The organism is Sphingobium sp. B8D3B, from assembly GCF_025961875.1.
Lineage (GTDB): Bacteria > Pseudomonadota > Alphaproteobacteria > Sphingomonadales > Sphingomonadaceae > Sphingobium.
Genome location: NZ_JAOQON010000001.1, coordinates 2401783 through 2425435, shown reverse-complemented (window position 1 = coordinate 2425435; position 23653 = coordinate 2401783). Strand labels below are relative to the sequence as shown.

Genomic DNA, 23653 nt, shown 5'->3' with positions numbered 1-23653 from the left:
CTCAGCCTCGGCGCCCTTTGTCGGATAGGCTGCGGAAGGTGATCGACCAGCGCGGCTGTGTCACCGGCGCGATGCTGTGTTCCCAGTCGTGCCGGACCTCGCCGCTCAGATGGTACACCGATCGCGGCGCCAGTCCGAGCTTCGCGCGTTCGAAGCCGCCCGCATGGCGCCGGCGCAGCCGCAGCACCGCATCGCTGCCGAGCGAGATGCCAACGACATGTTCGAACACCGGCCGATCCCTGTGCCAGCCGATGCCGGCCCCCGCATCATAGCGGGTCAGCAGCGACTGAACGAGATCGTCAGCGGCGAGCCCCGCGAAGCGGGCGGCGCGGGCCCTCAGCGGGCGTAGCCAGTCCGGCATGGGGTCGGTCGTCCCGAAGCTGCCGGTCTCGAAATCGTAGCGCCATCCAAAGGAGTGGGTGAGGCGCTTGGCGGTCCACTGCTGGAACCGGAAAGGCGCGAGGTCCAGTGCGTCGATCCGCTCGATCAGCGCGGCTTCCTCCCGGGCATCGATGATGTCGGCGCGTGCGTTCAGGCCGGGCACAAGGGGCGTATCGAACAGGTCGAGCATCGTCATGCAGGCGGCCTCACCGCAACTGGCTGTCCTTGCTGCCGCGTCGGTTGATGGCGGAAAACGACGGTCGCCTGTCGCGTGCCGACTGGCAGGCGACGCAGGTCCGCGCGCCGGGCAGCGCCTTTCTGCGCGCCTCGGGGATTTCCTCGCCACATTCCTCGCACGCCAGGGTGCCGGGGCCCGATGGCATCCGGGCCCGGGCGGTTGCCAGAGCGTCTTTCACGCTGTCGTCAATCTGATCCTGAACGGCGCCGTCGGGCGCCCAGCCATTGGCCATGCTCGCCTGCTCCCGCATCTGTGTCTGCGATAAGTCCTATATGGGGTCGCTATCCTCCAATTTCATCAGGTCGACATGGGGACATCGACGGACGTGTCCGCCTTGCGCCCGCAAAGATCGCGCAGCATCGTCGTACGGCGCGCGACCTCCGGTCGCCGCAGCAGGGCGTCGATCGGGGCGGGCAGGCGGCGGCGCCAATTGGGGTGCTCGTCGAGCGTGCCGGGAAGGTTGGGCTGTTCCTCAAGGCCCAGCAGATCCTCGATCGATATGATCTTCACCGGCGTTGGCGCCTGGGCGATGTGGGCGAGAGCGGCATCGACCACGCTGTCCGTCGAAGCGCTGGCAAGCGCCTCGGGCGCGCCGGCCAGCAGGTTCCACAGATGCTCGCGCTCCTCGGCGCGCCGGTCATGGTCTGCGGGCGTCTCGGGCTGCAGGCTCTGCCGCCATTCCAGATCGCGCGCGCGCCACCAGCCGGCGACGGTGGGCGTGTCGTGGGTGCCGGTCATCGCGACGCTGTGCGGACGATAGGCCGAGGCTGCGGCGAATTTGCCGTGGGCGTCCCGCTCGAACCACAGCACGCTCATGCCCAATATGCCCCGCGCGGCCATGACCTCCATGAAGCTCTCGGGCGCCGTCCCAAGATCTTCGGCAATGATGAGCGCCTGACTGCGATGACTTTCGATGGCCAGGATCCGCAGCAGATCCTCGAATGGATAGTCGAGATAGACGCCCTCCGTGCTGGGCGCGCCCTCGGGGATGACCCACAAGCGGCGCAGTCCGAACGCATGATCGATGCGAAGCCCCCCGGCATGGCGCAGGGCCGCCCGGATCATCCGGATCCATGGGCGGAAGCCCCGCGCGCGCAGGGCGTGCGGCGAATAGGTGGTGACGCCCCAATTCTGCCCGTCGGGGCCGAGCGGATCGGGCGGGGCGCCGATGGTCAGGCCGCGCAGAAAGCCATCCGGATCGCTCCAGACGTCGCTCCCGCCCGGATCGACCCCCACGGCGAGGTCGGCGATCAGGCCGATGCGCATCCCCGCCTGGCGCGCCGAGGCCTGCACTTTGCCCAGCATCCGGTCGGTCTGGGTCTGCGCCAGAATGTGAACCGCCACCTCCTGCCAGTGGCTCCGGGCGAAATGGTCGACGGCCGGGCTTTGCGGGTTTTGAAACGCGGCCGGCCAGCGCTGCCAGGGGCGGCCGCGAAACTCGATGGAGAGCGCGTCGAATAGCGCGTGGCGGATCAGGGCCGGATCGGATTGCGCGTCGTTCCAGACGGCGCGCTGGGCCTCCTCGTCGAGCGCCGCGAAGGTGGCGCGCTGCTTGAGAAGCGCCGCATCCCTGGCTGCGGTCCAGTCGATCAGATCATCATCGGCATGATCAGGCGGCGAAGCAGGCGCATCGGCCAGCAGGGTGTTGAGATAGGTGCGGCTGGACGGCGCATAGGGGCTGAAATGGCGAGCGGAACCGGGCACCAGTGCATGGACTGGACTGATCGCCAGCAGATCGGCACCTTCCTCCGCAAAGCCGAGGCCCGCCACGCGCAGGTCTTCGAAGGTGCCATACATCCCATCGCTGCGCAGCGAGGGGATCTGGATCGCCGGCCCCCAAATGGCCGGGTCTGCGAGCTCGCAGCATCGGGGCGGCGCCACCGCCAAGGTAAAGACATGGCCTGCGATGTCGACCCGATGATAGCCGATTGCGTTGAAGGCCGGCAGTTGACCCTCGTGGATGGCGACACGCGCTGCGCTACCATCCTCATAGACGACCTCTGCAAAGGCTTCAGCCGCGAGACGATCCGGCAGAGGGACGGGCTGGCCGGCATCCGCACTCAGAAAGTCGGGATTCCGCGCGGCCTCTTCAGTCAGCTTGGCCCAAGCCTGCGCCTGCTGCGCATCCGTCTCGGCGGTATAGCCCAGTGCCTGCAGGACCGCTCGAAGCGTGTCCTGCGAGACGCTATGCGCGAGGCCGTCGGCATCCTTCCAGTGGATCGCGAGCCCTGCCGCGTGCGCCAGGGCTAGAATTTCATCGTCAGGCACAGCGCCCGGCCTCAGGGCGTTTTGGCTTTCTTCGCGCGGCCAGCTGCCGATGCCTTTTTGGCCGGCAGCGCCGTCGAAGCCGGGGAACTGGCGGCCGCCATCGTTTCGCTCTGCTCCTGCGGCAGGGATAGGTCAGCGTCCTCGGGAGCGGAGGCAGCCTGCTGTTGTTGCTGGCTCAGGACTTCCTGTTCGACCTGCTGCCAATGCTCGCGGTCACGCCCATGAGGGCGGCCTTCGGCTTCCCACAGCTCATAGGCTCGCTTGCTGATCGTCTGATACTTGTCATCGTCCATATTGGGTTCCTTGCGTTTCGTGGGGTCGATCATGCTGGCTTCGCGCCGCCGCATCGGGGCCGGCGATCCGGTCGGGCAGGGGAATGTCGATGGTAACCGCACGGTTTTGCCATGCCCGGGTCACGCGCAGCCCTTCCGGCGTTCGCTCCAGCCGATAGCTGCCCATCGCGAACAGTTCCGCATCCTCCCGGCGGCGCGCGAGCAGGTCCTGTGTCAGCTTTAGCTTGCGGGCATCGCGCCCGGCTGGGCCGGAGGCGATCGTGTCCCAGTCCACGGCTCGGCGATTGTCCGGGTCGGTCAGGGCGATCGCGACGATTTCCGTGCCCTGATAGATGTCCGGAACCCCGGGCGCGGTGATATGGAGGGCGGTCTGCGCCATCATGAGCGCTTCCCATGTCTGCAGGAACGCCTGTCGCTCGTTGTCTGACCACAGCGCGCCGTCTTCAAGGGAGGCGATCAGGGACAGCGCAAGCTCGGTCACGCCGTTTTCCATCTCAAGCGCCGGCGCCTCATAGCTGGACTCGAGCTTCGCCTCACGCATGGCCTTGGCCATGTGGTCCGCAATGCGTTGCGCGGCTTCCGGCTGATCGAGCATCATCAGCGCGCACTGGATGGCATAGATGCCCCAGCGCGGCGGCAATGCCCGATCCAGTGCCCGTGCCAACGCCTCCGCGTAGAGGCGCGCGCCCAGCTCCGGGAAGGCGGCCAAGGCGATGATCGCGGCCCTGGCATCAGCCGAGCGCTTGGTGTCATGGGTGGACAGGGCATTGAGCGCGCAGGGGGTCTCGGACGCACGGTCGTTCATGCGCGCCGCAAAGCGCTCAAGGTCCATCGGCTGGAGGTCCGGGGCGGCGCCCACCTCGCAAAACGGCAGATAGGCGATGGACCGATAGAAGACCGTATCCTCCTCGGACTTGGCGGTGAGCGCGCCGGTCAGCTGTTCGAACCGGGCTGCAAAGGCGCGCGCCAGCGGGTCATCCGGGGCGGACAGCAGACTGAACACGGGCCCGAGCATCCCGCTCGGGTGCGGATCGCCACGCGCACCGGCCAGAGCCTGCGCGCATAAGTCGCCCGGCGGCATCACGTCGGCGGCGTAGGAGCGATAGACCGGCCAGTGCATCGCAAGCTGCACGATGGCCGCGCGCACTTCCGGCGCTGCGACGGGCGATCCGGCCAGCGCCATGATGGCCGCATCGGTCACCCGGTCGAGCTCGGGGGTGAAGACGGTGTACAGCATCGTCCGGCGAACGCCGCGCACCTCAAGGGCATAGTTCGTCGGCACATGCGCGCGCGCCGCGGCCGCCAAAGCATCCAGCCCTTCCGGCGGGGTCAGCAATTGGGTGACCGGCGCCATGAACTCATAACCGCTCATGCCCTCGACCGGCCAGCCCGGCGCCAGCGGCTCGCCTTCCTTGACGATCTTCTCCACCCAGATGGGAATGAAGCCCAGTGCCTCGCGCAGCCGGCGGAGGTAGCTGAGCGGGCGGGCCAGCCCGTCGATATGGTCGACGCGGACGCCCTGGACGCGCCCGGCCCGAACCTGCTCCACAATCCAGCGATGGGTGAACTCGAAGACCTCGGGGTCTTCCTGCCGCACCCCGATCAGATCGGTCACGTTGAAGAAGCGCCGGTGGACGATGTCGCCGCCATCCTCCTGCCAATGGCCGATCTGCCAATGCTGTTCATCGAGCAGCTGCGCCAGCAGGCCTTCGTCCAACGTCTCCCCGCCCGCCAGCCTTTCCGTCAGCGGTGTTGCGCGCAGGGGGTAATGCTTGTCGTAGACGCGCAGGGTCGGATCATTGCCGATGGGCGAGAAAGCCAGCTGCTCCGCGTCCAGAAGATCGGCCGGCGTCCCGTCCAGAACCGGGAACTGCAGCGGGCCACGGTCCCAGTCGATATCGAACAGGGGCGCAAAACGGCTCTCCTGCCCGTGCCGCATGATGTCGGCGATGAAGGGATTTTCCGGCGTGAACGCCATATGATTGGGTACGATATCCAGAACGATGCCCAGCCCCGCGGCGCGCGCCGCGTCGCTCAGCGCGCGAAAGGCCTCGTCACCGCCGAGCACCGGATCGACCCGATTGGGATCGGTCACGTCATAGCCATGGGTGGAACCCTTCGCGGCGCTGAACAGCGGCGAGAGGTAGATGTGGCTGATGCCCAGCGCCTGCAGCCAGGGAATGCGCGCGCGCACCGCCTCCAGATCGACGCCGTTCCGCAGCTGGATCCTGTACGTCGCGACGAGGCCGGGGGCGCTGGGATGGCGCATGGTCATTGGTCCTTTCGAACGGCGGCGGCGAAAGCGAAGCCGCTTCCTTGCGCAGCCTCCACGAAGAAGGGGTCGGTGGGCGTGGAAACATCCTCGCCGCCAAGCAGTAAACGGACGTGCAGGGCCGCCGTTTCAAACTCCCACCACGCATCGAACGCCGCGCCCTCGCGCTGGACGACCGCCTTGGGCCGTTCCGTCTGTGCAAGGAGCGGCGCGATATGGAACGCCCGCAGCGCGAGAAGATCGCGCACAAAGGCTTCATGCTCGCGCTGCGCATCGTTGGCTGCGTGGCCGATCATCGAGCGGGCGGCCGTTTGCGGGTCATTGGGGTCCGGCACCGTGCCGGCGAAGGATGTGAACTTCTCGAACTCCCGTGCCCGGCCCGTGCGCACCGCTTCAGCCAAATCGCCCGTGAAATCCGTGAAGAACAGGAACGGCGCTTCGGTCAGGAACTCATCGCCCATGAACAGCATCGGCGTGAAGGGCGTCAGCAGCGTCAGGGCCGTCACCACTCGCAGCGCGGCGCGGTCCGCCACCAGATGATGCAACCGCTCGCCCTGCGCGCGATTGCCGACCTGATCGTGATTGCCCAGGAAATTGACGAAGGCCGTCCGGGGCAGCAGGGCGGATGGCTCGCCGCGCAAATGCTCATGCGGGGGCCGTTTCTGCCCCTGCTCCACATATCCATCGCGCAGCGCCATCTCGATGTCCGCCAGCGGATCGACGGCAAAGGGGGCATAATAGCTCTCGTCTTCCCCGGTCAGCAGGCAGTGGATCGCGTGGTGCCAGTCATCGTTCCAACTGGCATTGAAGGGCGCATCTGGCTCGAGATAGTCGACGAGGTTGCGCTCATCCTCGGTCACCAGATGGACCGGGCGTCCCCAGTCGCGCGCGCGAACCGCCTTGCCGAGATCCTCCAGAAAGTCCTCGGTCGTCTGGTCCGCAATGGCGTGAACGGCGTCCAGACGCAGCCCGTCGAGTTGGTATTCCTCCAGCCAGAACATAGCATTGTCGAGGAAGAAGGCGCGAACGGCGGGTACGTCGAAGGCAATGCCGTCCCCCCAGGGGGTGCGGGCCGAGGTGTGGAAGAAGGACGGGCACCAGGCGGGCAGATAATTCCCGGAGGGGCCGAAATGGTTGTACACCACGTCGAGCATTACCGCGATGCCGAGCTTGTGGGCTGCATCCACGAACTGCTTGAGGCCGTCCGCACCGCCATAGCAAGGATGGGGCGCATAGAGCAGCACGCCATCATATCCCCAGCCGCGCGCGCCCTCGAACTGGGCGACCGGCATCAGCTCGACGACCGTCACGCCGAGGCTTTTCAGGCGTGGCAATGCCCGTTGCGCGGCGGCAAATGTGCCCTCGGGCGTGAAGGTCCCGACATGAAGCTCATAGATGATCGCCTGATGCCAGGGGAGACCCGCCCAGTCGGCGGACCATTGGAAGGCGCGAGGGTCGGCCAGGCGCGAGGGGCCGTGAACATCGCCCATCTGTGCCCGCGCTGCCGGATCGGGATAGAGCCTGTCCCCGATGCGAAAGCCGTAGGAGGCTCCCGGTTGAGCCGCAGCGGTGCCGGAGAACCAGCCACCGTCACCCGGCGCCAAGGCCGTCGATACGCCGTCGATCTCGACTGCCACCGCTTCGCGATCCGGCGACCAGAGCGAGAAGCGCCATTGCCCGTCTTCCTCGGGCTCTGCGCCCCAGCCTTTGCGGAAATGGTGGCCGGTCATCGTGCGGTCGGCGCGTAGACGCACACGCTGTTGGCCGGGATGGCGAGGACATCGCCCTCGCACGGGTCTTCGCTGAAGGGATCGGCGCTGGCGGTATCCAGGACGCGCGTCCAGTGCGCGATGCCATTGGGGTGGGGCAGGGTGAAGTCGAGCGCGTCGCCTGCGTTCACGATGATGAAGAGCGCACCGATATTCTCATCGTCAAGGAAGGCCGCTCGCGCGGAGTGGTCGATGAACAGACCAAGGACGCGCAACTCCGTTTCCGCCCACACCGCCTCGTCCATCTCGCGCCCGTCGGGCTGATACCAGGCGACTTCCGTCCGCTCATCGTCCCCCGCATCGCCGAGCAGGAATGTCTCTTGCGCAAGGACCGGATGATCGAGGCGGAAGCGGACCATCCGCTGCACGAAATCGAGAAACGCATCGTCCCGCTCGGGCCATGAGATCCACGCCGTCTCATTGTCCTGACAATAGACGTTATTATTGCCCTGCTGGCTGTTGCCGATTTCGTCCCCGCTCAGGATCATCGGCACGCCCTGGCTCAGCAGCATCGTCGCGATCATGTTCCGGCGGCGCTGGCTGCGGGCCGCTCGGATATCGGTGTCGTCGGTTGCGCCTTCGGCACCCATATTGGCGGACAGATTATGATCGTGGCCGTCTGCGCCATTCTCGCCATTGGCCTCGTTATGCTTGTCGTTAAAGGACACGCAGTCCATCAGCGTGAAGCCATCATGGGCGGCGAGGAAATTCACCGAGGAGGTGGGGCTCCGGTCCGAATGGTTGAACTGCTCGGGTGAGCCCAGCAGGCTCCCCGCCAGATCGCCGACCAGGCCGCCATCGCCGCGCCAGAACCCGCGCACCGTATCGCGGAACTTGTCGTTCCACTCGCGGAACGGCGCGGGAAAGCCTCCGACCTGATAGCCGCCCTCGCCGACATCCCAGGGCTCGGCGATCAGCTTCACACCGGCGAGGATGGGGTCCTGCCGGATCGCGCCGAAGAACGTCCCTTCGCGATCGAACCCCGCCGCCTGCCGCCCCAATGTCGAGGCGAGATCGAAACGGAACCCGTCGACATGCATGACCTGCACCCAGTAGCGCAGTGAATCGAGCACCATCCGCAGCACCATGGGGTGCGCCACAGAGAGCGTGTTCCCCGTGCCGGTCTGGTCGAACGAGTAGCGCGGATGGTCCGGCGACAGGACATAATAAGCCGCATTGTCGAGGCCGCGGAAGCAGAGCGTCGGGCCGCGTTCGGATCCTTCGGCGGTGTGGTTGTAGACCACATCCATGATCACTTCGATGCCGACCCGGTGGAAGCGCTTCACCATCTCCTTGAACTGGCGAATGGCACCGGGGACGCCCTCGCCCTGCTGGAGGAAGCGGGTTTCCGGGGCGAAATAGCCGAGCGTCTGATAACCCCAATAATTGGAGAGCCCGCGCTCCAGCAGGCTGCGATCATCGAGGAAGAACTGGCAGGGCAACAGCTCGATGGCGGAGACGCCAAGCTTGCGAAGATGGTCGAGAATCGGCTCGCACACCATGCCGGCATAGGTGCCGCGCAGTTCCTCCGGCACATCGGGGTGCGTCATGGTGAGGCCGCGCACATGCGCTTCGTAGATGATCGTCTCGGTCCATGGGAGACGCAGCGCCGCGTCCCCTTCCCAATCGAAATCGGGGTTCTGCACCACGCTCTTGACCATGAACGGAGCCGAATCCCGCGTGTCGAACGTCAGATCGTCGCCACTCAGCAGATCATAGCCCCACAGCGCATCGTCCCATTTGAGCGTGCCGGACACTTCCCGCGCATAGGGGTCGAGCAGCAGCTTGTGGGGGTTGAAGCGATGGCCCTGCTCGGGCTCATAGGGGCCGTGCGCGCGATAGCCATAGAGTTGACCGGGCTTGAGGCCGGGGAGAAAGCCCGAGTGGATCGAGCCTTCTCGTCGGGGCAGTTCGAGCCGTTGAACCTCTTCTTCCCCATCGTCCGAGAAGAGCGAGAGTTCGATAGCCTCGGCATTTTCAGAAAAGACGGCAAAATGAACGCCCTCGCCGGTATATTCGGCGCCGAGCTCATGGTGCAGCCTGTCCGGCTTTGCGAAGGCCAGAGGCGTCGCGTCTGGCTCCAGGCCGATATCGTCTGCCTGGGTCAAAGTCCGGGCGCCAGCATTCTCCGGGCGCTCTCATCTGCCGTGGTATAATAGGGCTTGGCGGATCGCATCGCCCCGGCGAGCCGGCTCATCGCCTGCGCGGACAGAAGGCGAATGCCGCCTTCCGAGACAAGGCAGCCCTCGCCGCATTGCCTGAGCGCTGCGGAGAGATCGAAGCCGTCGGGAATGACGGCATCGCCGGTGACGATCGCATTGTCGATGCGCACATCCGAGCCGACGCGCGCGCCGGGCATCACCACGACGTTGCGAAGCTGGGCTCGCTCGCCGACGCTGGCACCTTGGCCGATCATATGGCCCGGCCAGACCGGACGGCCGGAAACCGGCGCAGACCGCACCGGCAGGCCAATGGCGCGCCGCCCGGCGACCGGCCATGAGGGATCGAGCGCGACCCGGCCGCTGGCGATATCGGCATGAATGCCATGATAGGCATCCACCGTGCCGAGATCGCGCCACAGGGGCGCGGCCTGCCCACGCCCGGGCAGCGCGTAGACATAGGCGCCTCGCTCGGCCACCAGCCGGGGCAGGACATGCTTGCCGAAATCCAGATCCTCATGGAGCGGAGCCAGTTCGGCCAGTACCTGCCGCAGCAGCTGCCAGGTGAAGACATAGATGCCCATCGATGCAAAGGCATGACCGGGACGGTCGGGCGCTTCCGCAGGCGAGGCCGGCTTCTCCGCGAAATCGGTGATCAGGCCATCCGCGCCAGCCGTCATGACGCCGAATTGGTCGGCGTCGGCCAGCGGGACGTGCACCGCGCCGACCGTCACTTTCGCGTTGCTCAGCATGTGGCGCTCGATGAACGGCCGGTAGTCCATCTGATAAAGGTGATCGCCCGCGAGAACCACGACATGATCCGGCGCTTCCTGGTCGATCTGGTCGCTGATCTTGACGACCGCGTCCGCCGTTCCGTTGAAGGGGCCGCATTCATTGCCGTCGAGCACGTCTAGCTCGATGCCGCCAAAGCGCTGCCATGTCTGGTTCAAATGGCGATGCAGCGCGTCGGGCTCATATTGGGTGAGCACCAATGCGCGGGGGATGCCGGAATTGGCGACATTCGCCAGCGTGAAATCGATGAGCCTGCCCACATCGCCAACCGTCAGAGCAGGTTTGGCGAGCGCGCTGGTCAGATCATGAAGGCGACTGCCCCGACCGCCTGCCAGGACAAGAGCCAGCGCCGCAGAAGTCGCATGCCGGGCATTCGATTGGCTCATATCTACCTCAGGTCAAAGGAAATCTTCGCCTGATTAACCAACGGCAACGCGCACTGTTCCCTGTCTTTACATATGTTAAGCGATTTTTGTTGCCGCCCGTTGGGGAGTGACATGGCCCGGAGCGTGCGGCGGACGAAGCCGCGCCGATACCGGCAATAGAGGCGCCATCTCTGCCAGCCGCCAAGCCGGCCGCAGCGTCAGTGTTTGGCTAGCCCCTCACGATGGGCGCAAGATCAGAACAGCCGGGCCAGAAAATAGAAGGCTGCGCCCACGACAGCTGAGGCCGGGATGGTGATGATCCAGGCGATCATGACGCTCTGCGCCACGCCCCAGCGCACGGCAGAGGCCCGTCGCGCGGTGCCTGCGCCGATCACGCAGCCGGTGATCGTGTGGGTGGTCGAAACGGGGATGCCCATCAGCGAGGCCGTGAACACCATGATCGAGCCGCCAAGCGAGGCGCTGAATCCCTGGTGCTGCGAGAGCTTGGTGATCCGCGAGCCCATCGTCTCGATGATCTTCCAGCCCCCCGTCAGCGTGCCCAGCGCGATCGCGATATAACAGGCAATCGCCACCCAGTGCGGCACCGCGAATTCGCCGGTGAGATAGCCAGTCGAATAGAGCAGCACGGTGATGATGCCCATGGTCTTCTGCGCGTCATTGAGGCCGTGGCTGACGGAATAGGCGGCCGAGGACAACAGGTGCAGATAGCGAAACGCATGCTCGGCGCCACGAGCGGTGGCCCGGCGGAACACCCAGCTCGTCGCCAGCATGATGAGCATGGAGAGCAGCATGCCCAGCGTGGGCGAGAGCACGATGGCGATCAGCGTCTTGTTGAGGCCGCTCCACTGGATGCCGGAGATGCCGGCATGGGCCATCCCCGCGCCAATAAGGCCGCCGATCAGGGCATGGCTGCTGGAGGAGGGAATGCCCTTGAGCCACGTCACCACATTCCAGAACATGGCGCCGATCAGCGCGCCGAAGATGACGGCCGGCGTAATCAGATCCTGACTGACGAGGCCGGCGCCGATCGTCTCGGCGACCTTGTGCAGGCTGGGGAAGGCCAGCATGAGAAAATAGGCCGCGAAATTGAAGAAGGCCGCGAAGACCACCGCCGCGACCGGGCCGAGCAGGCGCGTCGCCACCACGGTCGCAATCGAGTTGGCGGCATCGTGCAAGCCATTGAGATAATCGAATGCGAGCGCGATGACGATCAGGCCGACCAGCAGCGGAAAAGCGAGGTTGTGCATGACCCTGTGCGCTCAGCTATGGTCGATCACGATGCCGTCAATCGCGTTCGCGACATCCTCGAGCGCGTCGACGATCCGCTCCAGATGCTTGTAGATCTCGCGCCGGACGATGAACGCCATGGGATCGGCCGTCCGGAACTTTCGATAGGCCTGCTTCAGGCCCTCGCTGTGGATGGCGTCGGCATGGCCTTCCATCCGCACCAGCCGCTCGGTCAGTTCATGCAGGCGCTTGCCGTTTTGTGCGACATTGCGCAGCAGCGGCATGGCTTCCGCCAGCACGCGCGTGCTGTCGACGATAATCGCCGCCATGTCCTTCATTTCCTGATCGAAGTCGTGCACGTCATAGATGTCGATGGCCGCCACTGCCGACTGCATCTCATCGATCGCATCGTCGGTCGAACTCACAAGGCTGATGATCGCGCTGCGGTCGAACGGCGTGAGGAACGTCTTGCGGACAAGGTGAAGCACCTCACGGATGATCTCGTCGGCATCGGTTTCCCGCTCGATCACCTCGCGAATATGGTCATCGCGGCTGTCCCCGTCATGCAACAGCCGGGTCAGCGCGTCGGCGCCGGCGACCACGGTCTGGACATGCGCTTCGAACAGATCGAAGAAATTGCCCTGCTTGGGCAAAAGGCGCTGAAACCAACCAAACATCCTGCTTATCCCTGAAGTATGCGCAACGGTGTCCATCACCGATTGGCGCCGTGTCGCCGCCTTGAACTCGGATGCTGCGAAGGATCGGATCAGATCGCTCAGATCCGGCTCGTCGACGGCATCGGCCGCCTCGCTGAGGCTGAACCACCGCCGCTCGCGCTCGTGCTGCTCTTTCCAGTCTGTGAGTTCCCGATTGACCGCCAGCGGGAACACCTCGACGTCCACCATCAAATTGGCGCCATTGCGCCGCCTTTTGCGGTAGCGGTAGGTCCCCAATGGCGTCGGGCAGACGGCCCCGACGATGCCGGCTTCTTCCTCGGCTTCGGCCGCGGCCGCCTGATGCGGGAGCTTGCCCGCCGATCCATTGCCCTTGGGAATCACCCAGCGCTTCGTCTCGCGCGAGGTGATGAGCAGAATCCGGATCGGTGCATCCAGCGCATCGCCTTCAGCCCGATAGGGTAGTGCCGCAATCTGTTTGATTGTTTGTCCCCTCAGCAGAGCGCGTGGCGCCCATTGTGACAGTTTTATGTCAGTTGCAACAGTCAACCGCGCGCGATGTCCCCTGAAGAGCAGCGGGTCATTCGACATTCATGCCCTTGCCGCTAGAGCGAGGACTGTTCGATCTTCAAGGCCCTCTGCCGCACTATGTTCAGCACGCTGCTTCCGACCCTCTACTCCGCCCACGTTCCCCGGCCTTCGCCAGACCTCAGCAATCCCGGCGCTGGCCTGCAAGGCCGGGCCCTGCGTTTCATGCGCCCGGGCAGAGGCCTCAAGCTCATCGCAGTGGCGCTCAGCCTCACCGCTGCCCATGCCAGAGCAGAAACCTATCATGTGAACGCGATCACGGGCGACGATCGTTTCGACGGGCGCGTTGCGACGCAGCCATTTCGCTCGCTCGCCCGCCTAGGCAGCGTGAAGCTCAAGCCGGGCGACAGGATTCTGCTGGCGGCAGGGTCGGTCTGGAAAGAACCGCTCACCATCACCCAATCGGGCAGCAGAGGGGCGCCCATTGTGGTCGGCGCAACCGGCTCGGGCGCGCGCCCCCGCATCGACGCGGGCGGCGTCTCACCTCATGCGGTCGCAATCCTCAACGCAAGCTATGTGACGGTGAGCGGCCTTGAACTGACCAATGACGGCCCGCCTGCCGGCTCCCGCTATGGCGTGCTCGTGTCGGCCGAAAATGTCGGCGTCGTCCGCGGCATCCGCATCAGCGACATGTACATCCATGATGTGCGCGGCACGAATGATCGCAAGGACAATGGCGGCATCGTCTTTCAGGCGCTCGGCCCGCGCTTTCCGACCCGTTTCGATGACCTTGCGATCGAGCGCAACATCATCTGGCGGGTGGACCGCTCCGGCATTGCCGGGATCAGCGATCAGGTCACCGCGGCGCGCTGGTATCCAAGCTATGATATCGTGATCCGGGACAATTATCTGGAAGACATTGGCGGCGACGGCATCGTGCCGCGCGGCACCGACGGCGCGCTGATCGAGCATAATATCGTCCGCTATGCCGCCGGCAGGGCGCCCGGATACAGCGCCGGGATCTGGCAGTGGAGCACGGATCACAGCCTCATCCAGCTCAATGAAGCTGCCTATACCCGCACGCGCTATGACGGTCAGGGTTTCGATTCCGACTTCAACTCGCGTCGGACGACCATCGCGTACAATTACAGTCACGATAATGCCGGCGGCTTTCTGCTGATCTGCTCGCCCAAGGCCAATGACAAGGACAATATCGGCAATCGCGGCACCGTGGTGCGTCACAATGTCAGCCAGAATGACGGGACGCGCATCTTTCAGCTGTCAGGCACGATTTCGGACGCCTTGATCGAGAAGAATGTGATCCACGTCGCCAAGGGCAAGGATGTCCAGATGGTCGTCGCCACCGAGTGGCAGGGCTGGGCGAGCGACGTGCGCTTCCGCAACAATCGCTTCGCGGTGGCGGGCACGGCGCGTTATGGCAGCGAAGTCGGCCGCCAGGGGCCGGATTATCTGATCTCGGCCGGCTTCTCGCCGGCTCAGTTCATTCGCTTCACGGGCAACGACTATCTCGGCGCTCATGTCGATCCGCCCCGCGACGAGGTCGGCCTGATGAAGGCTGACTATAAGGCCCCCTCGCTCGATTGGGCGGTGCCGACATTCGACCCGGCCAAGCCGGACGGCTTCGTGGATTATCTCGCGCGCCACCGCCAGTGGATGCTCGCCATGCTGGAGCGAGAACTGGGCGCGCCGGTAAAGCTGCTCACGCCCCGCCGCGCGTCGGTCTTCGAGGCGCGACGGTAGGGGGGCTTCAGCTTTCGGGTTCCTCGCGCGTTCCCAGCGGGCAGGGCCAACATCGCAACTTCAAATTAAAGCGTTGCGCCCGCGCAATCCTGAGAGACGGAGGGATCGCAATCCTCTATCGTGGGTTTTCAGCTTGCTCTTTTCGGGAGCGGTGGACGTGCGGAGACGGTCCGGCGTTTGCGAAGGGAGATATGCGGATGGATCGGACGGCGAAGGCGTCGAGTGGGATTGAGGGGCTTGATGATGTAACGGCGGGCGGCTTTGCCAGCGGCAGGCTTTTCCTCGTCGAGGGCGATCCGGGCACCGGCAAGACGACCATCGCAAGCCAGTTCCTCCTGAACGGTGCAGAGGCCGGGGAGCGGGGGCTGTACATCACCCTGTCGGAAACCGAGGAGGAACTGCGTGAGACCGCTGCCTCGCACGGCTGGGCACTGAACGAGCATTTCCACATTTTCGAACTCGTACCGCCCGAGACGCTGCTGGACGAGAATCAGCAGCAGAGCCTGCTCTACTCCTCCGACCTCGAACTGGGCGAAACCACCAAGCGCATCCTCGAGGCGATCGAGCGGGTCAAGCCGCAGCGGTTAGTGATCGACAGTCTCTCGGAAATCCGGCTGCTCGCGCAAAGCTCGCTGCGCTACCGCCGCCAGATTCTGGCCCTGAAGCACTATTTCGCCAAGCATAATGCAACCGTTCTGATGCTCGACGATCTGACCTCCGACACCAATGATAAGACGGTGCACAGCGTCGCTCATGGTGTGCTGCGGCTTGAGGAACTGGCACCGCTCTACGGCTCGGAACGCCGCCGGCTGCGGATGCTCAAATATCGCGGCCAGCGCTATCGCGGCGGCTATCATGATTTCGTGATCGATACCGGCGGTGTCCGGGTTTTTCCGCGATTGGTGTCGCTGGAGCATAAATCCGATTTCGTGCGGGCCACCGCGCCCACGGAAAGCGCTGAACTCAATGCCCTGCTCGGCGGGGGCTTTGACTCCGGCACCAGCACGCTGATCCTCGGCCCGACGGGAACGGGCAAATCCCTCCTGGCGCTCAATCTCGTGAAAGGGTGCATCGCGCGCGGAGAGACGGCGGCCATGTTCGTCTTCGATGAGGAACTCGGCCTGCTGGCCGATCGGGCCAAGGGGCTTGGCATCGATGTGAGCAGGCTGGTCGCGGACGGCAAGCTCGTCATCGAGCAGGTCGATGCAGCCGAAATGTCGCCCGGCGAGTTTGCTCATCGGGTGCGCGCGACCGTTGAGGAGCATGGCATCCGCACCGTCGTGATCGACAGCCTGAACGGATATCGCGCGGCGATGCCCGAGGAGAGCGCGCTTGTCCTCCACATTCACGAGCTGCTTCAATATCTCAATCGACGCGGCGCGAGCACGTTCCTTACCGTCACGCAGCATGGTGTGGTGGGAGACATGCAGGCGCCGGTGGACATCACCTATCTGGCCGATACGGTCGTGCTGCTGCGCTATTTCGAGGCGGTGGGCCATGTCCGGCGGGCCATCTCGATCGTCAAGAAGCGCTCGGGCGTCCATGAGAATACGATCCGCGAATATCGTATCGACGCACAAGGCATCACCATCGGCGAGCCGCTGACGCATTTTCAGGGTGTGTTGCGTGGCATCCCCACGATGGTCGGTGCCGGCAATCTGATGGATCTCGGCCAGGACAAGCGCGGCTGATGAACCGCACTTTTTCGGAGCGTGCCGTCATCCTCGCCCCTCACGGTCGGGATGCAGAGATCGCCGCCGCCATCCTCAACCAGGCCGGCATCGAAACCGAGATTGTCCCGTCGCTCGATGCGCTGGTCGCGCGCCTCGCACAGGGTCTTGGGTTCGTGATGATGACCGATGAAGCGGTCAAGGCGGCCGATCTGAGGCCGCTGGTGGAGCTCATCGCCGCGCAGCAGGAATGGTCCGATCTTCCCTTCGTCCTGCTCACCCAGCGCGGCGGCGGCATCGAGCGCAATCCGGCGGCCGGCCGTCATCTCGAATTGCTCGGCAACGTGACCTTTCTCGAACGCCCCTTTCACCCGACCACATTGGTCAGCGTCGCGACGGCCGCCTTGCGGGCACGCCGACGGCAATATGAAGCGCGAACCCGGCTTGAGGATATTCGCGCGGTCGAAGAACGCTACCGCCTAGCGAGCAAGGCGACGAACGACGCCATCTGGGATTGGGATTTCGTCACTGACTATGTGACCTGGAACGACGCGCTCTCCATCGCTTATGGCCACCCGGTCGACCAGATCGAGAATAGCGGAGACTGGTGGATCGCGCAGATCCACCCTGACGACCGGGACGAGGTCGACAGGACTATCCACGCAGCGATCGACGGCTCGTCGGACAGCTGGAGCGGGGAATATCGGTTCAGGCGGGGCGACGGGAGCTACGCCCACGTCTTCGATCGCGGCCACATCATCCGGGATGCGCAGGGGCAGGCCTTGCGCATGATCGGGGCGATGCTCGATCTATCCGAGCGGATGCGCGTCCGGGCCGAGCTTGCGATCAGCGAGGAGCGGCTGCGGCTCGCGACGGATGCCGCCGAGGTCGGCTTCTGGGACGTCGACGTGGTCAACGACGTTCTGATCTGGCCGCCCATCGTGAAGGGGGTGTTCGGCATCTCGCCCGATGTCGAAGTGTCGATGCGGGATTTTTACGAAGGCCTCCATCCCGACGATCGCGCGCATACCACTGAAGCCTATCGGGCGGCCGCAGACCCGAATGTCCGCGCGATCTATGATGTCGAATATCGAACGATTGGCAAGGAAGATGGACTGGTGCGCTGGGTCGCCGCCAAGGGACGCGGGGTCTTCGACGAGGCCGGGCAGTGCCTGCGCGTCGTCGGCACGGCGATTGACGTGACGGCGCGCAAGCGGGCCGAGGCGGAACTGCGGGAGCTCAACGAGCATCTCGAGCGTCGCGTAACCGAGGAGGTGGCCGTGCGCGAGCAGGCGCAGGCGGCCTTGCGTCAGGCACAGAAAATGGAAGCTGTCGGCCAATTGACTGGCGGCATCGCGCATGACTTCAACAATATGCTGGCCGTGGTGATCGGCTCGCTCGACCTGTTGAGCCGGCGCGTCCTGCCCGATGACGAGCGCGCGAAACGCTATATCGATGCTGCGATCGACGGTGCGCAACGCGCTGCGACCCTGACTCATCGCCTCCTGGCGTTTTCGCGCCAGCAGCCGCTCAATCCCGAGGTGCTCGATCCCAACAAGCTCGTCTCGGGCATGTCCGAGCTTCTGCTGCATTCGCTGGGCGGCGATGTCCGGCTGGAGACCGTTCTGGCGGCGGGCGTGTGGCGCACCCATGCCGACCGCAACCAGCTTGAAAACGCGATCGTCAATCTCGCGGTCAATGCCCGCGATGCCATGCCAGATGGCGGACACCTGACGATTGAAACGCAAAACACGCACGCCGATGATCGCTATGCCGCGGAGAATTTCGGCGTTCCGGCGGGCCAATATGTGATGATCGCCGTGACCGACACCGGTACGGGCATGCCGGACGACGTGATCGCCAAGGCGTTCGATCCGTTCTTCACCACAAAGGCGGTGGGCAAGGGCACCGGTCTGGGGCTGAGCCAGGTGTACGGATTTGTCCGGCAGTCGGGCGGGCATATCAAAATCTATTCCGAGCCGGGCGAAGGGACGACGATCAAGATCTACCTCCCGCGATTCTATGGCGAGGCCGCCGGAGAGATCGAACAGGTGCGGGCCGACCTGCCGAGGGGCGATGAGCAGGAGGTCATTCTGGTCGTCGAGGACGAGGCCGCCGTCCGCCGGTTCAGCGTCGATGCGCTGGTCGAACTGGGCTATCGCGTGCTGGAAGCGGATGGCGGACATGCGGCGCTCCGCGTGCTGGACGAGCATCCGGAGATCACGCTCTTGTTCACGGACATCATCATGCCGGACATCAACGGACGGAAACTCGCCGATGAAGCGTGCCGCCGCCGGCCGGACCTGAAGGTGCTCTATACCAGCGGCTACACGCGCAACGCCGTCGTCCACAATGGCGTTGTCGATCCCGGTGTGGAGCTTCTCGGCAAGCCCTTCACGGTCGAGCAGCTCGCGGCCAAGATCCGGGCCGTTCTCGAAAAGGCCTAGGCCGGGGGGCAAACCCGGGCTCAGCCAAGCTGCAGGGCAAAGCGGTCGATTGCCGAAGCCAGGCTGGGCATGATGAGGCCGCGCTCGCTGCTCATCGGCGCATGGCGGGGTCGCCGCGCCGGCCAGTTCATCGCGTCGATGGAGACCGTTTCGATCAGATCGGTTGGCAGGTTCATCCTTTCGCCCACGGCATGCGCAAACTGCGCCCAGGAGAAAGCGCCGTCGCTGGTGAGGTGCCAGATGCCGCACTCGTCATCGATCACAAGGTCGAGCGTGGCGCGGACGAGATCGGGCACATAAGTGGGCGAGGTGATGCAGTCCCCCACGGCGTGAAATACGCGTTCGGTCCGCAGCGCCGCCACCAGATGCATGGCGAAATTATGCGGATCATAGGGTGAGAAGAAGGATGCGGTCCTGATGACCAGCGCGCGCCCGCCAGCCGCTAGAACACCCGCCTCAGCGCGTGCCTTGCTCTCTCCGTAGACGTTGAGGGGCGCTGGTGCATCGCTTTCCACATAAGCGCGCCGGCCATGGCCATCGAAGACGAGGTCGCTGGAGAAGCAGCTATAATGGATGTCGCGTTGCGCGCAGGCGGCTGCAAGGGCAACGCAGCCTGTGAAATTGGTCGCAAGGCAGGCGTCGGCGCTGCCCTCTGCTTCATCGACCCGCACCCAGCCCGCGCAGTTGATGACCGCCCAAGGCCGCAGCCGATCCAGCGCGTCGGCAATCGTGGCGGCATCGTGCAGGTCGATGACGTCTCGTCCGACCAGCCGATGATTGATATCACGGAGCGAACAGGCCCCCGCAAAGGCCTGGCCCAAGGTGCCGGTCGCCCCGAGGATCAAGAGCGGGCGCTCTTCTGGAGCCGGCGGTATATCGATCGTGCGTGGCTCTGTCATATCCCCGGCAAGGCGCCCGGGTCGACGCCACCATCCCTGTCCATGCAGGACGGGATGAGCCGGCCTTGCGCCTCCTGCCAGTGCGCGCATCATCGGCGCCAAAGCGGTCTCTCGCGGTTCGGGGCCCCGCACGTCGAACACGCCGCTCTCATAATGGCCGGCCTTTTGGGTGAGCAGGCTGTCCCAGTCGAACGCGCCGAACAGGCTCCAGACTGTCACTGCCTCGATGCAGATGCCGTCCTCGCGGAGCGCCGTGGCCGTTGTCCAGGCCTCATCGAGCCAGCGCATCTGCTCCTCGCGCGTGCAGCCATTGTGCATCTCGGTGAGCACGATGGGCACCTCATAGCGCTCCCAGGCAGCGCGAACGGCGCCTTCAAGGCCCGGCGGGTGAGCTATGGCTCTGACGGCTTCGACATCGGCAACCGGCCCGAGGGCACAAGCGCCATGGCTGGCCGGGGGATGGCGCTCCAGTTGGTGGTCGAGGAAGCGGTCGCTGGTGAGATAATGATTGAGGCCGATGATGGCCGGCGGGCATGGCGCGGCGGCGATGTCGCGCAGACGATCCGACAGTCCCAGGCCCCCGAGATGATCCCAAAGCGCGTGCCCCGCTATCAGGCGGCCGGTCAGCAAATCCCAGGTCGCCCAGCGGCGATGATTGTCGAAGCCTGCCTGAGCGGCCCGCTGCGGTGTCGCGTCGGTATGCCCCAGATCCTCCGTTTGAACGAGGCGCGCCGCGGGAATGATCGTGCGGATCGCGTCCATGGCCCCCCGAATGGCATCGATCTGGTTGAGGAGCGCGGTCCAGAAAGCCGTCTCGTCGCGAAGATGGGGATACCAATGGCCATAAAGGGCGGAAAAGCGCGCGGTAGTGAGTGGCTCGTTGACCGGCGTCCAATCCTGGACCCAGGGGAACCGCTCGGCCGCCTCCCGCGCGTGATCGGCAAGACCCGCCGCAAATGCCGGGTCCAGCAAGTGGGTGGGGGCGGGACCGCTTCCGTGATGGATCAGGCCGAGGATCGGGCGGATGCCAAGCGCGCGCAGGCGCCCCAGCCGGTCGGCGTGCCACGCCCAAAGCGCCGCGCGCTGGTCGCTTTGGGCAAAGCTCTCCCAAAGCAAGGGGTAACGCAGCGCCGTCACGCCCAGTCCGGCCAAGCGATCCAGATCTTCGGGTCGATCACTGTGCCCGCTCCGCGCCGACTGATCGAGATAATCATCCCCGACGCGATTGATCGTGCATTCGCACCCGCCCCACAGGGCGAGAGGGGCAAGCTGGGTCGATACGGCGTCCAAGGGAACCTCATACGGCGATGGCCGTGCACCGAGCATATACCAACCCGGCCCCCCGTTCGCCTCCAATCAAAGTCGTGCTGGCACTATCGTATTGATATCGATCAATCGTGGTAAATAAGCGGGAGCAAGGACGCTGTGCGCGCATTGTTGCCCATACAGGTTCATTCCGCTCTAGCCTCGAAAGCCACAAATAATGACGCTGATGTGCTTCTCGCATCTGCGCTGGGACTTCGTGTTCCAGCGCCCGCAACATCTTATGTCGCGTTTCGCATATCGTCAGCCGGTCACCTTCTGGGAGGAACCGCTCGTCAGCGGCGAGACCGCTGATGCCTGGCTGGAGCTGAGGACGCCCGCCCCGCACATCACGGTCGCGACACCGCACCTCCCGGAAGGCCTGACGGACGCGGAAAGCCAGGTCGCCCTGCGGCACCTGCTCGACGCCCATCTGGGCGATCATGCCGAGCCGCTGGTGACATGGTACTATACGCCGATGATGCTGCCCTTCTCGCGGCATCTCCAGGCGGCCTGCACCATCTATGACTGTATGGACGAGCTGGCGAATTTCCGGTTTGCGCCCCCGCAACTGGCGGAACTGGAAGCCGAGCTATTCGAGAGAGCCGATCTCGTTTTCACTGGCGGCTACAGTCTCTACGAGGCGAAGCGCGCGCGCCACCCTGCCGTCCATGCCTTCCCCTCCAGCGTCGACGCCGCGCATTTTGCCGCGGCGCGTCTGCCGGGGGAGGATCCTTCCGACCAGGCCGAACTCGCGCGCCCGCGGCTCGGTTTCTACGGCGTCATTGACGAGCGGATGGACCTCGCCCTGCTCGCCGCCGTCGCCGATGCGCATCCCGATTGGTCGCTGGTGCTCGTGGGGCCCGTGGTCAAGATCGATCCCGCCGATCTGCCGCAGCGGCCCAACATCGCCTATCTGGGAAGCAAAGCCTATGGCGTGCTCCCGCACTATGCGCGGGGCTGGGACGTCGCGTTGATGCCCTTTGCCATCAATCCGTCCACGCAGTTCATTTCTCCCACCAAGACGCCGGAATATCTTGCAGCGGGCCTGCCGGTGGTCTCCACCCCGATCATCGATGTGGCGCGCCATTATGGCATGCTCGACGCGGTCGAGATCGCCGGCAATCCCGAGGCATTCGTGGCTGCGTGCGAGCGGGCGCTCTCTCGCGCCCGTGCACCGGCCGATGCCCCGTGGAGGGCGAGCGCAGACGCATGTCTCGCCGACCTCTCGTGGGACAAGGTGGTCGACGCCATGTCGGCGCTCATCGAGGAGGTGATGACGCCGCTCCCCACCCGCCATTACGACTATCTGGTCGTCGGCGCAGGTTTTGCGGGTGCGGTGATGGCGGAGCGCCTCGCGACGGACGGCGGCAAGCGCGTCCTCGTCATCGATCGGCGCGACCATATCGCCGGCAATGCCTATGACCATTATGACGAGGCCGGCATTCTGGTCCATCGCTACGGTCCCCATATTTTCCATACGAACAGTCAGGACATCGTCGACTATCTCTCACGCTTCACGCGCTGGCACCCTTACGAGCATCGCGTCCTGGCGGACGTTGATGGGCTGCAGGTGCCGATGCCGATCAACCGCGACACATTGAACAGCCTCTACGGGCTGGCATTGGCGGACGAGGCAGAGGCGGAGGCCTTTCTTGAGAGCCAGGCGGAGCCGGTAGAGACGATCCGCACATCGGCCGACGTGGTCATCTCCAAGGTGGGGCGCCATCTCTATGAGACGTTCTTCCAAGGCTATACCCGCAAGCAATGGGGCATGGACCCGTCCGAACTCGACAAATCGGTTACAGCCCGCGTGCCTACGCGGACAAATACGGATGATCGTTATTTCACCGACAGCTTCCAGGCGATGCCGGCCGAGGGCTATACGGCGATGTTCGCGGCCATGCTCGACCATCCACTGATCGACGTAGAGCTTGGCGTCACCTTCGAGGAGGTCGCGGCCCGCGTGCGATATGACCGGCTGGTCTTTACCGGGCCGATCGATGAATATTTCGGCTATCGCTACGGCAAGCTGCCCTATCGGTCGCTTGAGTTTCGGCACGAGACCCGCGCCACCGAATGGCTGCAGCCGGTCGCCGTCATCAATTATCCGTCCGAAGCCGTGCCCTACACGCGCATCACCGAGTATAAGCATCTGACCGGCCAGAGTGCGGCCCGCACGAGCATCACCTACGAATATCCCAGCGCCGAGGGTGACCCCTATTACCCGATCCCGCGCCCGGAAAATGCCGCTCTGTTCAAGCGCTATGAAGCGCTCGCTTTGGGCACACCCGATGTCCTGTTCGTCGGACGGCTCGCCACCTACCGCTATTATAATATGGATCAGGTGGTCGGCCAGGCGCTCGCGACCTACCGGCGGCACATGATGCAACTGAGGACGGCAAAGCCGGCCCATGATATCGACGCGATCGCTGCTGAATAGGGGCGTCCCGCGCAAGCGCGATCATGGAGTATCTGATGGCCCGCTGCGGGGCGACAGGGCAGGGGGCCTCAGCGAGGTAGACGCTGCCGCCTTAGCCCATCGCATACACAGACCGGAGCGCCTAACGCCGCGATCGAGCAATTG

Annotated in this window: 15 protein-coding genes; 4 read left to right on the top strand and 11 right to left on the bottom strand. The window is 64.7% G+C overall.

What is annotated here, in order from left to right:
* Position 1: 1 nt before the first annotated feature.
* The 10 genes from M2343_RS11245 to M2343_RS11200 form a co-directional block, all read right to left on the bottom strand.
* Positions 2-577 (bottom strand): alpha-ketoglutarate-dependent dioxygenase AlkB, encoded by a 576-nt coding sequence (locus M2343_RS11245; RefSeq protein WP_319799406.1) that lies wholly within the window; start codon positions 575-577, stop codon positions 2-4.
* A 10-nt stretch (positions 578-587) separates the two neighbouring features.
* Complete coding sequence (locus M2343_RS11240) at positions 588-851, bottom strand: DksA/TraR family C4-type zinc finger protein (protein WP_264571358.1); 264 nt, start codon at positions 849-851, stop codon at positions 588-590.
* A gap of 65 nt (positions 852-916) precedes the next feature.
* Complete coding sequence (malQ, locus tag M2343_RS11235; protein ID WP_264576718.1) at positions 917-2887, bottom strand: 4-alpha-glucanotransferase; 1971 nt, start codon at positions 2885-2887, stop codon at positions 917-919.
* An 11-nt stretch (positions 2888-2898) separates the two neighbouring features.
* Positions 2899-3180 (bottom strand): DUF2934 domain-containing protein, encoded by a 282-nt coding sequence (locus M2343_RS11230; protein WP_264576717.1) that lies wholly within the window; start codon positions 3178-3180, stop codon positions 2899-2901.
* The gene (treY, locus tag M2343_RS11225) at positions 3170-5449 is read right to left on the bottom strand and encodes a malto-oligosyltrehalose synthase (protein WP_264576716.1); all 2280 of its coding nucleotides are present in this window, start codon (positions 5447-5449) and stop codon (positions 3170-3172) included. Before treY ends, M2343_RS11230 begins: the two co-directional genes overlap by 11 nt.
* 2 nt (positions 5450-5451) lie before the next feature.
* A complete protein-coding gene (treZ, locus tag M2343_RS11220) occupies positions 5452-7182 on the bottom strand; it encodes a malto-oligosyltrehalose trehalohydrolase (protein ID WP_264576715.1) in 1731 nt (576 codons plus the stop codon).
* Positions 7179-9329 carry a glycogen debranching protein GlgX gene (gene glgX, locus M2343_RS11215; protein ID WP_264576714.1) on the bottom strand — a complete coding sequence of 717 codons (2151 nt, stop codon included), beginning with the start codon at positions 9327-9329 and terminating at the stop codon, positions 7179-7181. The genes treZ and glgX overlap by 4 nt, the downstream gene beginning before the upstream one ends.
* Positions 9326-10558: a glucose-1-phosphate adenylyltransferase family protein gene (locus M2343_RS11210; RefSeq protein ID WP_264576713.1), complete on the bottom strand. Its 1233-nt coding sequence runs from the start codon at positions 10556-10558 to the stop codon at positions 9326-9328. Before M2343_RS11210 ends, glgX begins: the two co-directional genes overlap by 4 nt.
* 233 nt (positions 10559-10791) lie before the next feature.
* Positions 10792-11805, bottom strand: coding sequence for an inorganic phosphate transporter (locus M2343_RS11205; RefSeq protein WP_181560695.1), 1014 nt, complete (start codon positions 11803-11805; stop codon positions 10792-10794).
* A 12-nt stretch (positions 11806-11817) separates the two neighbouring features.
* A complete protein-coding gene (locus M2343_RS11200; RefSeq protein WP_264572309.1) occupies positions 11818-12942 on the bottom strand; it encodes a DUF47 family protein in 1125 nt (374 codons plus the stop codon).
* A gap of 270 nt (positions 12943-13212) precedes the next feature.
* Here M2343_RS11200 and M2343_RS11195 point away from each other — a divergent pair, with 270 nt between their 5' ends.
* From M2343_RS11195 to M2343_RS11185, 3 genes are all read left to right on the top strand, one after another.
* A complete protein-coding gene (locus M2343_RS11195; protein ID WP_264576712.1) occupies positions 13213-14748 on the top strand; it encodes a right-handed parallel beta-helix repeat-containing protein in 1536 nt (511 codons plus the stop codon).
* 197 nt (positions 14749-14945) lie between these two features.
* Positions 14946-16439, top strand: coding sequence for an ATPase domain-containing protein (locus M2343_RS11190; protein ID WP_264576711.1), 1494 nt, complete (start codon positions 14946-14948; stop codon positions 16437-16439).
* Positions 16439-18865: a PAS domain-containing sensor histidine kinase gene (locus M2343_RS11185; RefSeq protein WP_264576710.1), complete on the top strand. Its 2427-nt coding sequence runs from the start codon at positions 16439-16441 to the stop codon at positions 18863-18865. The genes M2343_RS11190 and M2343_RS11185 overlap by 1 nt, the downstream gene beginning before the upstream one ends.
* Positions 18866-18885: 20 nt before the next feature.
* Here M2343_RS11185 and M2343_RS11180 read toward each other — a convergent pair whose 3' ends face one another.
* On the bottom strand, positions 18886-21054 hold the full coding sequence (locus M2343_RS11180) for a sugar nucleotide-binding protein (protein ID WP_264576709.1): 2169 nt from the start codon (positions 21052-21054) through the stop codon (positions 18886-18888).
* 193 nt (positions 21055-21247) lie between these two features.
* Here M2343_RS11180 and glf point away from each other — a divergent pair, with 193 nt between their 5' ends.
* Positions 21248-23509: a UDP-galactopyranose mutase gene (glf, locus tag M2343_RS11175; RefSeq protein ID WP_264603888.1), complete on the top strand. Its 2262-nt coding sequence runs from the start codon at positions 21248-21250 to the stop codon at positions 23507-23509.
* Positions 23510-23653 lie beyond the last annotated feature (144 nt).